The 12916-nt window shown below is 61.0% G+C and carries 13 protein-coding genes; 9 read left to right on the top strand and 4 right to left on the bottom strand.

Going from position 1 to position 12916, the window contains the following annotated elements:
• The 3 genes from P7F28_RS29930 to P7F28_RS29940 all read left to right on the top strand — a co-directional run.
• Positions 1-342: Xaa-Pro peptidase family protein (locus tag P7F28_RS29930; protein WP_277188664.1), on the top strand; the 342-nt coding region annotated here is incomplete at its 5' end.
• Positions 342-950, top strand: coding sequence for a dimethylsulfonioproprionate lyase family protein (locus P7F28_RS29935; RefSeq protein WP_277188665.1), 609 nt, complete (start codon positions 342-344; stop codon positions 948-950). The genes P7F28_RS29930 and P7F28_RS29935, both read left to right, overlap by 1 nt.
• A gap of 60 nt (positions 951-1010) precedes the next feature.
• On the top strand, positions 1011-1652 hold the full coding sequence (locus P7F28_RS29940) for an HAD-IA family hydrolase (RefSeq protein ID WP_277188667.1): 642 nt from the start codon (positions 1011-1013) through the stop codon (positions 1650-1652).
• 10 nt (positions 1653-1662) lie between these two features.
• On the opposite strand, the gene P7F28_RS29945 is transcribed toward P7F28_RS29940, so the two are convergent.
• Positions 1663-2742: an enolase C-terminal domain-like protein gene (locus P7F28_RS29945; RefSeq protein ID WP_277188669.1), complete on the bottom strand. Its 1080-nt coding sequence runs from the start codon at positions 2740-2742 to the stop codon at positions 1663-1665.
• 117 nt (positions 2743-2859) lie between these two features.
• On the opposite strand from P7F28_RS29945, the gene P7F28_RS29950 reads away from it, so the two are divergent.
• Positions 2860-3390 carry a TetR/AcrR family transcriptional regulator gene (locus tag P7F28_RS29950; RefSeq protein ID WP_277188671.1) on the top strand — a complete coding sequence of 177 codons (531 nt, stop codon included), beginning with the start codon at positions 2860-2862 and terminating at the stop codon, positions 3388-3390.
• 13 nt (positions 3391-3403) lie between these two features.
• Entirely contained in the window at positions 3404-4096 is a 693-nt protein-coding gene (locus P7F28_RS29955) for an NAD(P)H-dependent oxidoreductase (RefSeq protein WP_277188673.1), read from the top strand.
• Here P7F28_RS29955 and P7F28_RS29960 read toward each other — a convergent pair.
• Both P7F28_RS29960 and prpR read right to left on the bottom strand, forming a co-directional pair.
• Positions 4066-4440 (bottom strand): H-NS histone family protein, encoded by a 375-nt coding sequence (locus P7F28_RS29960; protein ID WP_277188675.1) that lies wholly within the window; start codon positions 4438-4440, stop codon positions 4066-4068. The genes P7F28_RS29955 and P7F28_RS29960 overlap by 31 nt on opposite strands.
• A gap of 114 nt (positions 4441-4554) precedes the next feature.
• Positions 4555-6504: a propionate catabolism operon regulatory protein PrpR gene (prpR, locus tag P7F28_RS29965; protein ID WP_277188678.1), complete on the bottom strand. Its 1950-nt coding sequence runs from the start codon at positions 6502-6504 to the stop codon at positions 4555-4557.
• A 167-nt stretch (positions 6505-6671) separates the two neighbouring features.
• On the opposite strand from prpR, the gene prpB reads away from it, so the two are divergent.
• The 4 genes from prpB (at position 6672) to prpF (ending at position 12667) form a co-directional block, all read left to right on the top strand.
• On the top strand, positions 6672-7568 hold the full coding sequence (prpB, locus tag P7F28_RS29970) for a methylisocitrate lyase (protein WP_277188680.1): 897 nt from the start codon (positions 6672-6674) through the stop codon (positions 7566-7568).
• 12 nt (positions 7569-7580) lie between these two features.
• Positions 7581-8741, top strand: coding sequence for a 2-methylcitrate synthase (prpC, locus tag P7F28_RS29975; protein ID WP_277188683.1), 1161 nt, complete (start codon positions 7581-7583; stop codon positions 8739-8741).
• A 114-nt stretch (positions 8742-8855) separates the two neighbouring features.
• On the top strand, positions 8856-11453 hold the full coding sequence (acnD, locus tag P7F28_RS29980; RefSeq protein ID WP_277188685.1) for a Fe/S-dependent 2-methylisocitrate dehydratase AcnD: 2598 nt from the start codon (positions 8856-8858) through the stop codon (positions 11451-11453).
• A 17-nt stretch (positions 11454-11470) separates the two neighbouring features.
• The gene (gene prpF / locus P7F28_RS29985) at positions 11471-12667 is read left to right on the top strand and encodes a 2-methylaconitate cis-trans isomerase PrpF (protein WP_277188687.1); all 1197 of its coding nucleotides are present in this window, start codon (positions 11471-11473) and stop codon (positions 12665-12667) included.
• Between the two features lie 26 nt (positions 12668-12693).
• On the opposite strand, the gene P7F28_RS29990 is transcribed toward prpF, so the two are convergent.
• The coding region (locus tag P7F28_RS29990) for a GGDEF domain-containing protein (RefSeq protein WP_277188689.1) at positions 12694-12916 on the bottom strand (223 nt) is incomplete at its 5' end.

Raw genomic sequence — 12916 nt, forward strand, 5'->3', positions numbered from 1 at the left:
TCGCAAGTCCACTACAACATGGACATTTTGCGCCCCGGCATGAGCTTCAAGGAATTTGCCGATAAAGCGTGGAAAATTCCCGAGGAGTACGTAAGGAATCGCTATTGTTGTTTGGCACATGGAATCGGCATGGTGGATGAATATCCATCGATTGCGCATCAGGTGGATTGGGACAGTGCGGGCTACGATGGTCAGTTCGAAGCAGGCATGACTGTGTGCGTCGAGAGTTATATCGGCGCGGATGGCGGCACGCAGGGCGTCAAGCTGGAGCAGCAAGTCGTGCTGACCGAAAACGGCTGTGTCACACTGACGGATTGTCCTTTCGAAAGCGACTGGCTCTGATGACTAATCGCACTGAAGCTCGCCCCGAAGCTGTCACGTCCTTTATCGACGCCGCGCGAATCCTGTTTCAATCGCCACGCTTGCCTGTTGGTGGCCGCGCGGTGGCATCGCGTGTATTCGAGCGGCTGCAAACCGTATCGAACGATGGAAAGCGGCACAGCGAGCGTTATCCGGTGTGCAAGTGGATCGCGCCCGCGCTGGCAAAGCTCATCGACGAACCCACGCCAATGGGCGATGCAGCGCGCGCCATCATCGTGCTCGAGCCGGAACTCGGGCAGGCGCGCCGCACGTCGGGCACGAACGGCAGCGCGCATTACATCGACAACCACGTGAACGCGATGATCTGCGGTCCCGGCGGCACGGAAAGCCGCTATGACGTGCAACTCGGCTTCACCATCATGGCGCCCGAGACGCGCTATCCGGATCACGGCCATCCGCCTGAAGAAGCGTATGTGCTGTTCACGCCGGGCGAGTTCCGGCAGAACGACGGCGACTGGTTCGATCCCGGCATCGGTGGCGGCATTCACAACGCGCCGAATGCCATTCACGCAGTTCGTTCGCATGCCGAACCATTTCTCGCCATTTGGTGCCTGCTGATCGAAAAATGACGCGTTCGCGCGAATCACCTAAAATTCAGGCTCTTTCTGTGCATTGAGGGTGATTCGTCCGTGAATATCGAAGGCATTATTTTCGACAGCGATGGCACGCTGGTCGATAGCGAAACGCTCTCCGCCCGCGCCATCGGCGAGATTTTGGCCGATGCAGGCGTGCGCGTTTCGCCCGACGAAATCCTCGAACGTTTTCGCGGATGCCGCTTCGCGCTGTTTGCGCAAGCGTTGCTGCACGACTATCCGATCGCAAGCATCGAAGACTTTACACACACGTTTCGCGTGCGCAGTGCCGTACTCTTTTCCACCGAACTTCAGCCGATGAACGGCGCGGTGGAGTTGGTGAGCGCGATCACCATCGAAAAGTGCGTGGCGTCGAACGGGCCGCGCGACAAGCTTGAAAAGTGCCTTGGCGTGACGGGTTTGCTGCCGCATTTCACGGGTCGCGTGGTGAGTGCATACGAAGTCGGATCGTGGAAACCGGAGCCGGGGTTGATCCGTCACGCGGTCGCGTTGATGGGACTCGCGCCGGAGCGTTGCGTACTCGTCGAAGATAGTCTGGCGGGCGCGCAGGCGGGCATTGCAGCGGGCGTTTTTGTGGTCGGATATCGGTTGAGCGCGCACGCGCAGGCCGCGTTGAATCATTCCGTGCCGGTGATTCAGGAGTTGAGCGAACTGCGCAATTTCGCGCCCATCGGCTGAGCTTGAATGATTAACGAGCCGCGTATCGCTTCACAGCCGCTTCGTCCCATTCGATACCAAGGCCCGGTCCGCGCGCCTCGAAACCGCCATCGACGATCTCGTTCTTCTGCGCGAGGATCGCACCCGCGAAGTCGAGATATTCGAGGTAATGGCACGTGGGCGACACGGCCAGCGCATGCGCGCTCGCTTCGACGAAGATATGGCTCGACATCGGCATCGACCGCATCTGGGCCATGCCCATTGTGCTGAGCCAGCCGGTTATACCGCCGATTTTCATCACGTCGGGCATCATCAGATCGCAGGCGTTGGCGCTTAGGGCGCGCTCGGCATCGCGCGGAAACCACCAGTTTTCGCCCATCTGAATATCGACGTTCACGGCCTGCCGCACGCGCGCCGCGCCCTGCAAATCTTCAGCGGCGACGGGTTCTTCCACCCAGGTCAGATCGTACGGTTCGATCGTGCGAATTCGCCGGATCGCTTCGTTGGGCGCGAGGCTTTGGTTGTAATCGACCATCAGCGCGATATCCGGGCCGATCATGTCGCGCACCGCGCGCACCACTTCGACGTCCTTCTTCGCATCCGCAAAACCGACTTTGATCTTGATGGCCTTGAAACCCTGATCGAGCGATGCACGCAGCGACTTTTCGTCCTCCGAAGGATCGACCATGCCGTAGCTGTCGTACGCGCGCAGCCTTTTCGGTGCGCCACCGAGTAGCGATACGACCGGCGCATCGGCGGCTTTGCCGAGTGCGTCCCAGTACGCCATATCGAGGCCGGATGCCACCATGCCGAGCAGCCCTTGCGACCCGAGCAGCCGATACCGGTCCTGCAAAGCCCTGAGCAAATCCTGCGGCACGATGCGCTTGCCGATCAGCTCCGGCTCCAACTGTTCGATAAGACAGACGAGCGGCTTGAGCGTCATCGGCGTATAGCCGAACAGATACGCGCGCCCGACGATGCCTTCATCGGTCTGCACATCGAGTAGCACCAGCGGCGACTCGCCGATCGTCCCCGATGCCGTGCGCACCTGCCGTTCCAGCGGCGTGACCACCGCGCGCGCGGCGATGCTTCTGATCGTCAATTGCTCCATTCACGTTCTCCGAATCAATTCGACGATGGTGAACCTTCTCGCGCGTCTCTGCGATTAGGGAACCCGCTGAGTTCCACACGACTTGACATGTAAAACGATCGTTGTACACTGCGAGACATGGACCTCAAAACGCACATCATTGCCAGCGCCGAACGCGCCTTCGACCAATACGGCTTCACGGCCACCGGCATGGACAAGCTGGCCGAAGCCGCGCAGGTGTCGAGTCGCACGCTGTACAAGCACATCGGCAGTAAGTCGGAATTGATTGCGGCGGTTTTGGCCGAACGCACGCGGCGTTTTTTCGATCACGCCGATGCGCAGAATGTGGACGCGCTGTTCGCATCGCTGGGGGCGTGGACGCGGGCGGAAGGCGCGCGCGGCTGCTTGTTTTTGCGCGCGAAAGGCGAGACGAGCGAAGAAACCGCGTTGGTGCTCGAAGCGATTGCGGGTTATCGGGAGCGACTGGGCGCGCTTGTCGCTTTAGCCGTATCGAATGATTTGGGCGACGTGCAAAACACTATGCTCGTCGATCAAATCCTCGTGCTGTTCGAAGGCGCGACGTCGGCGGCGAGCTATCGCGGCGTCTATTCGATCAGCGCCGCGCGCGCCGCCGCTGCCGTACTAATAGAACACGCCAAAACACCTTAAAAAGGACGTCGATATGCACGTGCTGACCGTTTTCGCGCATCCGTTCAGAGACAAATATCCCGCTGCCGTGATGGATGCCTTTCACCGGCCATTCGAGCACGCGGGCGATTCCATCGATATTCTCGATCTGCACAGCGAGGGTTTCGATCCGCGCTTTACGGAAACCGATCACGCGCATTTCTGGGGCGGACCCGTTCCGGACGATATCGCCGCAATGCACGAACGCGTCGAGCGCGCGGACCGGCTCGCGTTCGTGTTTCCGGTCTATTGGTGGAGCATGCCCGCGCTGATGAAAGGCTGGATCGAGCGCGTGTTTACGGGCGGTTGGGCGTATCAGTTCGGCAGTGGCGTGGTGGATCGCGGCAAGGCGCCGCCCGCGTCGCTACTGCAAAACGTGCCGACGACGCTGATCGGCATAGCCGGATCGCGCAAGCGGACCTACGACAAATACGGCTACGCCGACGCTATGCGCACGCAAATGGACGTCGGCATTTTTGCCTATTGCGGCGTCACGGACGTGGCGAGCCATCTGATCTACGACGTGGAAGGCGATCACAACGCACCGAATCGTGATGACGGTCTGAAGCAGGCCGAAGCGATCGGCGCGGCGTTCCGGTCACCGCATCGGCAAATAAGGAACGCCAAAGAAGCGCATTTGCACAAGCGAGCAAGCGCTCAGTGCTTGCCGGAAAACAAATCCGGCTGAACCATGCCAATCGATGAACCCGCCTGATCGACCAGAAAGTCATCGCGATTCTTCCCGGCGATCCAGTGCGGCGCGCGGCCACGTCCCGACCAGGTCGCGCCCGTCACCGGCTCGCGATACTTCACGACCGGTTCCGCAGCGACAGCGGCTACGGATTCCACGGCGGGCTTCGCGCCCGTCTTGCGCCCCATCAGCTCGTTCAGGCTGATGTTGTACTCGCGCATTTTCTGCACGATTTCCAGCAATACGACGCGTGTCTCGCGCGCCTTTGCATCGGCGAGTTGCTTGTCCAGTTCTTCCTGTTTTGCGAGCAGTTGGGCAAGCTCGATACTTTGATATGCCATGTGTTTCTGTCCTGGAGCCGTGTTTGGCTCAAATTCGGTTATTTGCTGCGTGTGAAAAACTTTGGCGGCCATTCTACGGCAAACCGCTCTACGCTCAACGTCTATTAACGCCTGTTAACGCCTATTACCGCCTGCGTTGAGCTTGCGCCACAAGGTAGTTTTACTGATGCCGAGCGCGCGACACGCCGCATCGCGGTCGCCGCCGAATTCGTCGAGCGTGGCGCGGACCTGATCGGCTTCGGCGGATCGGCTCAACTGGCGCAGATTCGACGCGCCCTCGCCTTCCGGCGCGATTTCGAACAACTCGGGCGCGATGGCTTCGAAATCGTCCATCGGCAAGGGTGTATCGGATGGCAGGTCTGCGAGTTCGACCGCGATTCGCTCGATAACGTTCTGCAATTCGCGCACATTGCCGGGCCAAAGGTACGTGCGCATCGTCTGTTCCAGCGGGGCAAGCAGTTGCATCGCCGCGTTTCGATCCGGCACGCGCGCCGCCAGCGCCTTGTCGCGCGACGCCGCCTGAAGCAGCAGTTCGGTCGCCAGCAGCGCGATATCGCCGGAACGGGCGCGCAAAGGCGGCAGCGCCACGCTCAGTATGTTGATGCGATAAAACAAGTCGGCCCGGAACGATCCATTCGCCACGCCATCCGCCAGCGTCCGATGCGTCGCCGCGATCACGCGGATATCCACGCGCGTCGGCTCCGTCGATCCGAGCCGCACCACTTCGCGCTCCTGAAGCACGCGCAGCAGCCGGCTTTGCAGCGACGGCGGCATTTCGCCGATTTCATCGAGAAACAAGGTGCCGCGATGCGCCGCTTCGATCAGGCCCGCCTTGCCACCTTTGCGCGCGCCCGTGAACGCGCCTTCCTCATAACCAAACAATTCGCTTTCGAGCAGCGCTTCGGGAAACGCGCCGCAGTTGATCGCGACGAACGGAAAGTCGCGCCGCCGGCTCAGCCGATGCATGCTCTGCGCGACCATTTCCTTGCCGGTGCCGCTTTCGCCGAGAATCAGCACGGTCGCGTTCGACTTCGCGTATTTGCGCACCAGCGCCCTGACCCGCTCGATCGAGTCCGATTCTCCGACCACATCTTCCAGCCGATACCGCGCGACGAACTCCTGCGCGCCCTGCCGCGACCGCAACGTGCGATCCAACCGCTCGACCGCACGCGATTCCTGAAACGTGAACAGCGTCCCCGCCGATGCGCCGTCGCCCGCCAGCGGCCCGCGATGGATCGCGTAGCTGACGCCGCGCACCTTGCCGAACACATCGCCATCGGCGGCGGGCAACATGCCGTCGAGCGCGGGCGCGACATCGAGCAGCGCGCGGCCCGCGAGCCGCGAGGAATCGGCGATGCCGAGTCCGAGCGCGTTCATCAACGGGCGATTGATCGCTTCGATACGGCCATCGGCATCGACGGCGACCACGCCGTCGCGCAAATGCTGAAGCAGATTGTCCAGCCGATTCCGGCGCGCCGCCTCGCTGCGCATGGCCTGCGCGACTTCCAGCGCCGTCTCGAACGCCGCCGCAATCGATGCGCGCGAGTACAGAAACACCGCGCCCATGCCCGCTTCCGCCGCGAGATCGGTGACCATGCCGGGACCGACGACCACGTCCACGCCGCGATCGCGCAAATCCAGCACGAGATTCTCGGCGTCCTGCGTGGTCGCATACGACTCGCAAATCAATTCGATGCCGTAAGCGCCCAGAAAGCGCTCGACTTCCTTCGGCGTCTCGCCGTGCGTGACCAGCGCCACACGCGCGCCTTCGCGCCGCGCCCGGGCCAGCGCGTGCATCACATCGAAACCGGTCGGCCCGATGATGACCACCGGCACGCTCACCCGCGACTTCAGATACGCCCCGTTCGATCCGCCCGCCACGATCACATCCGGCCGCTCGCCTTCCGACGCTTCGATCGCCCGCACCGCATCTTCGAAGCCGAGCGCGAGCACGTTCAGTTCGGCGCGCTCCGCATAATCCCCGGCGATATCGATAAACAAATCTCTCAGGCGGCTGATGCCGGTTGCCCAGATGCGCGGGCGCGCGAAGGTCTGCGTTTTCATGTGGCAAGGATAGCGGTTTTATTTCATCTTCGAAATTATGATTTCACTAATGAAATCGTACGCGCGTTCGCTCCACAGCGTTTTATCGATAAATCAACGCACTAGAAAACGCCAGAAACATGGCAAGCTATTTGCACTAAACGCACGCCTTCTAAGGAGACATCAACGTGAGTTCAAACAGCCAAACCGTGCAAACCGCCGGCGCGCGGTTCCGTGACGCGGTCCGCGAAGAATCCCCGCTGCAAGTGGTCGGCGCGATCACCGCCTACGCCGCGAAAATGGCCGAAGCCGTTGGCTTCAAAGCGCTTTATCTGTCGGGCGGCGGCGTGGCCGCCAACTCGCTCGGCATGCCCGATCTCGGCATCAGCACGATGGAAGACGTGCTGATCGATGCCCGCCGCATCACCGATGCTTCTTCGCTGCCGCTGCTGGTCGATATCGATACCGGCTGGGGCGGCGCGTTCAATATCGCTCGCACGGTGCGCTCGTTTATCAAGGCGGGCGTGGCGGCGGTGCATATGGAAGATCAGGTCGGGCAGAAACGCTGCGGGCATCGGCCGGGCAAGGAAGTGGTGCCGACCGGCGAAATGGTCGATCGCGTCAAAGCCGCCGTCGATGCGCGCACCGACGAGTCCTTCGTGATCATGGCGCGCACGGACGCGGCGGCATCGGAAGGAATCGATGCGGCGATCGAGCGCGCGGTCGCCTATGTCGATGCGGGCGCGGACATGATCTTCCCCGAAGCGATGAAAACGCTCGACGACTATCGCCGTTTCAAGGCCGCCGTGCGCGTACCGATTCTCGCCAACTTGACCGAGTTCGGTTCGACGCCCTTCTTCACCGTCGATGAACTGAAAAGCGCGAACGTGGATATCGCGTTGTACTGCTGCGGCGCGTATCGCGCGATGAACGCGGCGGCGCTCAACTTCTACGAAACCGTGAAGCGCGACGGCACGCAAAAGGCCGCCGTCGATACCATGCAGACGCGCGCGGATCTGTACAAATACCTCGGCTATCACGCTTACGAAGACAAGCTCGACGAGCTTTTCGCGGCCAAGAAATAAGGAGATCAAACGATGAGCGACACACAAGGCACCACAGCAGGCTTCAAGCCGAAGAAATCCGTCGCGCTGTCGGGCGTCACGGCGGGCAATACGGCGCTGTGCACGGTCGGCAAGACAGGAAACGATCTGCACTATCGCGGCTACGACATTCTCGATATCGCGACCTCTTCCGAGTTCGAGGAAATCGCGTATTTGCTGGTGCACGGCAAGCTGCCGAACAAAGCCGAACTGAGCGCGTATAAAACCAAGCTCAAGGGATTGCGCGGCCTGCCCGCGAATCTGAAAGCGGCGCTCGAATGGATTCCCGCCTCCGCGCATCCGATGGACGTAATGCGCACCGGCGTGTCCGTGCTCGGCACCGTGCTGCCCGAAAAGGACGATCATAATATTCCGGGCGCGAAGGATATTGCCGACCGCCTGATGGCATCGCTCGGTTCGATGCTGCTGTACTGGTATCACTATTCGCACAACGGCAAGCGTATCGAAGTGGAAACGGATGACGATTCCATCGGCGGACACTTTCTGCATTTGCTGCACGGCAAAGCGCCGTCCAAAGCTTGGGTCGATGCAATGCACGTATCGCTCAATCTTTACGCAGAGCATGAGTTCAATGCTTCAACCTTTACCGCGCGCGTGATCGCCGGTACGGGTTCGGACATGTATTCGTCGATCACGGGTGCAATCGGCGCATTGCGCGGCCCGAAGCATGGCGGCGCGAATGAGGTCGCGTCCGAAATCCAGTCGCGCTATGAAAACGCCGACGACGCCGAAGCGGATATCAAGCGCCGCGTCGAGAACAAGGAAGTCGTGATCGGCTTCGGCCATCCCGTCTACACGATCTCCGATCCGCGTAACAAGGTCATCAAGGAAGTCGCGAAGAAGCTCTCGAAAGAAGCGGGCGATACCAAGCTATTCAGCATTGCTGAACGTCTCGAATCGGTGATGTGGGAATCGAAAAAGATGTTCCCGAATCTCGATTGGTTCAGCGCCGTGTCGTATCACATGATGGGGGTGCCGACCGCCATGTTCACGCCGCTGTTCGTGATCTCGCGCACGTCGGGATGGAGCGCGCATATCATCGAGCAGCGCATCGACAACAAGATTATCCGGCCGAGCGCAAACTATACGGGTCCGGACAATCTCGAGTTCGTGCCGCTTGCGGACCGTAAGTAATATCGGCGTCATTCGTCGGCTCCGTCAATGGAGCCGACTTGATTCACCCCGCTCCACAATACTTCGAGCATGGCGACTGAAAACCACAGACCATGCGATGAACGAGACACGGCCATGAATACTGCTTATCGCACCGCTCTTTCCGGCACTCAACACGATTACTTCGATGCGCGCGCGGCCGTCGACGCCCTCCGTCCCGGTGCGTGGGATAGCCTGCCCTACACCTCCCGCGTGCTGGCCGAAAACCTCGTGCGCCGCTGCGATCCGGAGATTCTCGAAGCCTCGCTGCTGCAACTGATCGAACGCAAGACCGAGCGCGATTTCCCGTGGTTCCCGGCTCGCGTGGTGTGTCACGACATCCTCGGACAGACGGCGCTGGTCGATCTCGCCGGTCTGCGCGATGCCATCGCTGACCAAGGCGGCGATCCGGCGAAGGTGAATCCCGTGGTGCCGGTTCAACTGATCGTCGATCATTCGCTGGCGGTCGAGTGCGGCGGTTTCGATCCGGACGCGTTCGCGAAGAATCGCGCGATCGAAGATCGGCGCAACGAAGATCGCTTCGACTTCATCAACTGGACCAAGAAGGCCTTCAAGAATGTCGATGTGATTCCGCCCGGCAACGGCATCATGCACCAGATCAATCTGGAGAGAATGTCGCCCGTCATCCACGCGATCGATGGCGTCGCGTTCCCTGACACGCTCGTCGGCACCGACAGCCACACGCCACATGTCGATGCGCTCGGCGTGATCGCAATCGGCGTGGGCGGGCTGGAAGCGGAGAACGTCATGCTCGGACGCGCATCGTGGATGCGGTTGCCGGATATCGTTGGCGTCGAACTATCGGGCAAGCGGCAGCCGGGGATTACGGCGACGGATATCGTGCTGGCGCTGACCGAATTCTTGCGTAAAGAAAAGGTCGTCGGCGCGTATCTGGAGTTTTATGGCGAAGGCGCATCGAGCCTGACGCTCGGCGACCGCGCGACGATTTCGAATATGGCGCCCGAGTATGGCGCGACTGCCGCGATGTTTTATATCGATGAACAAACCATCGAATATCTGCGTCTCACGGGACGTGAAGAAGCGCAGATTCGTCTCGTCGAAACATACGCAAAGACCGCTGGCCTCTGGGCCGATACGCTCAATTACGTGCGATACGAACGCGTGCTGCGCTTCGATCTGTCGAGCGTCGAACGCAATATGGCGGGGCCGTCGAATCCGCATAAGCGTCTGCCGACATCGCAGCTTGCGGCGCGCGGCATCGCGGGCGAATGGGAAGAAACGCCGGGCAAGATGCCGGATGGCGCGGTGATTATCGCGGCGATCACGAGCTGCACGAATACGAGCAATCCGCGCAATGTGATCGCGGCGGCGCTGCTGGCGCGCAATGCGAACGCGCATGGACTGACGCGAAAGCCTTGGGTGAAGTCGTCGCTTGCACCGGGATCGAAGGCGGTCGAACTGTATTTGCAGGAGGCCGAACTATTGCCCGAGCTTGAGAAGCTCGGCTTCGGCATCGTTGCGTTCGCGTGTACGACATGCAACGGCATGTCGGGCGCGCTCGATCCGGTGATTCAGCAGGAAATCATCGATCGCGAGCTTTATACGACGGCCGTGCTCTCGGGCAATCGCAATTTCGATGGCCGCATCCATCCGTATGCGAAGCAGGCGTTTCTCGCGTCGCCGCCGTTGGTCGTCGCGTATGCAATCGCAGGCACGATTCACTTCGATATCGAAAAGAATGCGCTTGGCACGGGCAAAAACGGACAGCCGGTGTATCTGAAAGACATCTGGCCCGACGACGATGAAATCGATGCAATCGTCGCGCAGAGCGTCAAGCCGGAACACTTTCGTAAAGTGTACGAACCAATGTTCGCGCTCACCGCCGCCGAAAGCGCGCAGATCAGCCCGCTCTACGACTGGCGCGCGCAGAGTACGTATATCCGCCGTCCGCCGTATTGGGAAGGCGCGCTCGCAGGCGTGCGCACGCTCAGCGGCATGCGCCCGCTCGCCGTGCTCGGCGACAACATCACGACCGATCATCTCTCGCCTTCGAACGCGATTCTCGCCAACAGCGCAGCAGGCGAATACCTCACCAAAATGGGCCTGCCGGAAGAAGACTTCAATTCCTACGCGACGCATCGCGGCGACCACCTGACCGCGCAGCGCGCGACCTTCGCGAACCCGACGCTCATCAACGAAATGGCCGTAGTCGATGGTCAGGTGAAGAAGGGATCGCTGGCGCGTATCGAACCGGAAGGCCGCGTCGTGCGCATGTGGGAAGCGATCGAAACGTATATGGAGCGCAAGCAGCCGCTCATCATCATCGCGGGTGCGGATTACGGGCAGGGTTCATCGCGCGATTGGGCCGCGAAAGGCGTGCGGCTGGCGGGCGTCGAGGCGATCGTGGCGGAGGGATTCGAGCGTATCCATCGAACGAATCTGATCGGAATGGGCGTGCTGCCGCTGGAATTCAAGGCGGGCGTGAATCGGCTGGCATTGGGTATCGACGGAACCGAGACGTTCGATGTGATCGGTGAACGCAAGCCGCGCGCGGATCTGACGCTGGTCATCACGCGCAAAAATGGCGAACGTGTCGAAGTGCCCGTTACATGCAGACTCGATACCGCCGAAGAAGTGTCGATCTACGAAGCGGGCGGCGTGTTGCAACGCTTTGCGCAGGACTTCTTAGAATCGTCGAAAGCTGCGGCTTAAGTTCAAAGGAAATCGGAATGGCACATGCACCTCAAATCAAGATTCCCGCGACCTACATGCGCGGCGGCACCAGCAAAGGCGTGTTCTTTCGCCTGAACGATTTGCCCGAAGCCGCGCGCGTCCCCGGCGCGGCGCGCGATGCGCTGTTTCTGCGCGTGATCGGCAGTCCCGATCCGTACGGCAAACAGACCGATGGCATGGGCGGCGCGACATCGAGCACGAGCAAGACGGTGATCGTGTCGAAGAGCACGCGTGCGGGGCACGACGTGGACTATCTGTTCGGGCAGGTCTCCATCGACAAGCCGTTCGTCGATTGGAGCGGAAACTGCGGCAATCTCTCGGCGGCGGTCGGTCCGTTCGCGATCAGCGGCGGATTGGTCGATCCCAAACGCGTGCCCGATAACGGCGTGGCGATCGTGCGGATCTGGCAGGCGAATATTGGCAAAACGATCATCGCGCATGTGCCGATGACCCACGGCGCGGTGCAGGAAACCGGTGATTTCGAACTCGATGGAGTGACCTTCCCCGCCGCCGAAGTGCAACTCGAATTCCTCGATCCGGCTGCGGAAGAAGAAGGCGCGGGCGGCGCGATGTTCCCGACCGGCAATGTGGTCGATGATCTGGACGTGCCCGGCATTGGCACGCTGAAGGCGACCATGATCAACGCGGGCATTCCGACGATCTTCGTGAACGCCGAGGCAATCGGTTATACGGGCACGGAGTTGCAGGACGCGATCAACAGCGACGATGCGGCTTTGAAACGCTTCGAAACGATCCGCGCGTACGGCGCGCTGCGAATGGGATTAATCAGGAGTCTCGATGAAATCGCCAAGCGTCAGCACACGCCGAAAGTCGCGTTCGTCGCGCGGCCTGCGGAGTATGTCGCGTCGAGCGGCAAGCGCGTCGGCGCGGAAGACGTTGATGTACTCGTTCGCGCCATGTCGATGGGCAAGCTCCATCACGCGATGATGGGCACGGCGGCGGTGGCGATTGGCACGGCGGCGGCGATTCCCGGCACGCTGGTCAATCTCGCGGCGGGCGGCGGCGGGCGTCAGGCGGTGCGCTTCGGGCATCCGTCGGGCACGTTGCGGGTTGGGGCCGAAGCGGTGGAGGATGGTGGCGAGTGGAAGGTCACGAAGGCGATTATGAGCCGGAGTGCGCGGGTGTTGATGGAGGGGTTGGTGCGGGTGCCGCGCGACGCCTTGCTGGCGTAAAAGACTCGCGAGCGCCGCGCGGTTCCTCAAATGACCGTGGCGGCGCTCCCCCGCGTAACGGCTTCGGAAGAAACCACCGTCACCCGATCCCGCCCTTCCGACTTCGACTGATACAACGCCTTATCCGCGAGCCGCATCACTTCATCAACGCCCTGCCCGCGCGCCGGTCTGCACACCGCAACGCCGATACTCACCGTGATCGGCAGCAGCTTATGCAGCAAATCCATCGTGCTCTGAGTCGCGATATCC

Source organism: Caballeronia sp. BR00000012568055 (assembly GCF_029439455.1).
Classification (GTDB): Bacteria; Pseudomonadota; Gammaproteobacteria; order Burkholderiales; family Burkholderiaceae; genus Caballeronia.

Bases quoted from the DNA above. Each gene is read 5' to 3' on its own strand.
- P7F28_RS29935 (WP_277188665.1), top strand. From the start codon at position 342: ATGACTAATCGCACTGAAGCTCGCCCCGAAGCTGTCACGTCCTTTATC.
- P7F28_RS29945 (WP_277188669.1), bottom strand. From the start codon at position 2,742: ATGGAGCAATTGACGATCAGAAGCATCGCCGCGCGCGCGGTGGTCACG.
- P7F28_RS29950 (WP_277188671.1), top strand. From the start codon at position 2,860: ATGGACCTCAAAACGCACATCATTGCCAGCGCCGAACGCGCCTTCGAC.
- P7F28_RS29955 (WP_277188673.1), top strand. From the start codon at position 3,404: ATGCACGTGCTGACCGTTTTCGCGCATCCGTTCAGAGACAAATATCCC.
- P7F28_RS29960 (WP_277188675.1), bottom strand. From the start codon at position 4,440: ATGGCATATCAAAGTATCGAGCTTGCCCAACTGCTCGCAAAACAGGAA.
- prpR (WP_277188678.1), bottom strand. From the start codon at position 6,504: ATGAAAACGCAGACCTTCGCGCGCCCGCGCATCTGGGCAACCGGCATC.
- prpC (WP_277188683.1), top strand. From the start codon at position 7,581: ATGAGCGACACACAAGGCACCACAGCAGGCTTCAAGCCGAAGAAATCC.
- acnD (WP_277188685.1), top strand. From the start codon at position 8,856: ATGAATACTGCTTATCGCACCGCTCTTTCCGGCACTCAACACGATTAC.
- prpF (WP_277188687.1), top strand. From the start codon at position 11,471: ATGGCACATGCACCTCAAATCAAGATTCCCGCGACCTACATGCGCGGC.